We start from the raw sequence: 1,351 nt of genomic DNA on the forward strand, positions 1-1,351 counted from the left end.
TATAAAGAGTCTGTTAGAACTTATTCATTCTAACAGACTTTAAACTTCCTAAAAACTATATTCTAAATAAATGACTAATTTTTTTATAAATAAACATTGTAACAATTGAAACTAAAAATCCCTTTATTAAATTAAATGGTACGAGAGAATAAATCATCATATCCCATAAGCTATTAATGTTTGAATTAACAGCTTTTCCTGCATTTATAATTGCTTCCATAGGCATAAAGTTTGCATATAGTGGAAAAATTACAAAATAATTTGAAATTGTTGCCACTATTGTCATTAATACAGTACCAATTAACATACCAACGATTGCGCCTTTAAAGGTATTATCTCTCTTATAGATTATACCTGCTGTTCCTGTTAAGACAGAGGCGATTATAAAATTAGACAATTCTCCTACTCCCCCAGTAGAAGTCCCCTTTAGCGCTATGTGAAGTACATTTTTAACCGCACTTATTATAATTCCAGCCACCGGACCCATTGTAAATGCTCCAACCATTGCCGGTAAATCAGAAATATCAAGTTTAATAAATGATGGTGCAATAAATGTCAATGGAAATTCAAAAAACATAAGTAAAAATGCAACTGCACTCAACATTCCGATTCTACTCATCACTTTAGTATTACTCTTACTGTTAACTTTATTCATAAATAACCCTCCCAAAAATTTGGGCTCAAAAAAAGCCCCAAAACTTCGGGGCATTCAATCACAACTTTAATTGCAATTTCTTCTTTCATCCAGACTTTACTGTCGGTACTTGAATTTCACAAGTTCAATCCTATTTAAAAGGATTCGCGGACTTTACCGCCGGTCAGGAATTTCACCTTGCCCTGAAGATACTTACTGTAATTAGTATACTATACTTTTTCATACTTTACAATAGTTTCATTCTAATAATCCCTATTATAATTAAGTGTAATGGATAAAATGCGTAGAATAAATATTTTAAATTCAAACCTCTTTTCCCATTATAAAAATAAACTAATGGGATTGACAGAAATACTGCCGGCATATGAATTTCAAAAGCAAAGGCTGGCAATATGGATATAGCTCTTGTCTCCCTACTCTTACTAAATGAATACATAATAATAGCTGCCACTATACCATACATTCCATAGTCTGCCTCAATAACTTCAGACACTACTGCAAATGTAAACACAGTTATTATACCCAACAATATACCTTTAAACCTACTAAACTTTTCTTCTGAAATTTTTATACAATATAACATTGCTAAAATCAAAGATAGTTCTACATATACATTTTGACTATGAGCACTATAATATCCTCCATTTAAAGCCATATCAAATGGAACTTCAGATATAATAGCAAAATTACCATTCT

The 1,351-nt window shown here is 31.1% G+C and carries 2 protein-coding genes and 1 riboswitch; both genes read right to left on the reverse strand.

Annotated features, from left to right (window positions below):
- Positions 1–55: 55 nt before the first annotated feature.
- Positions 56–655, reverse strand: coding sequence for an ECF transporter S component (locus HMPREF9129_RS10160; RefSeq protein ID WP_040553254.1), 600 nt, complete (start codon positions 653–655; stop codon positions 56–58).
- Positions 656–728: 73 nt separating this feature from the next.
- A riboswitch (FMN riboswitch) is annotated at positions 729–849 on the reverse strand.
- A gap of 32 nt (positions 850–881) precedes the next feature.
- A partial coding sequence (locus HMPREF9129_RS10165; protein ID WP_004823522.1) for a TraX family protein occupies positions 882–1,351 on the reverse strand: 470 nt, incomplete at its 5' end.

The organism is Peptoniphilus indolicus ATCC 29427 (assembly GCF_000227315.1).
In the GTDB taxonomy this organism is placed as follows: domain Bacteria; phylum Bacillota; class Clostridia; order Tissierellales; family Peptoniphilaceae; genus Peptoniphilus; species Peptoniphilus indolicus.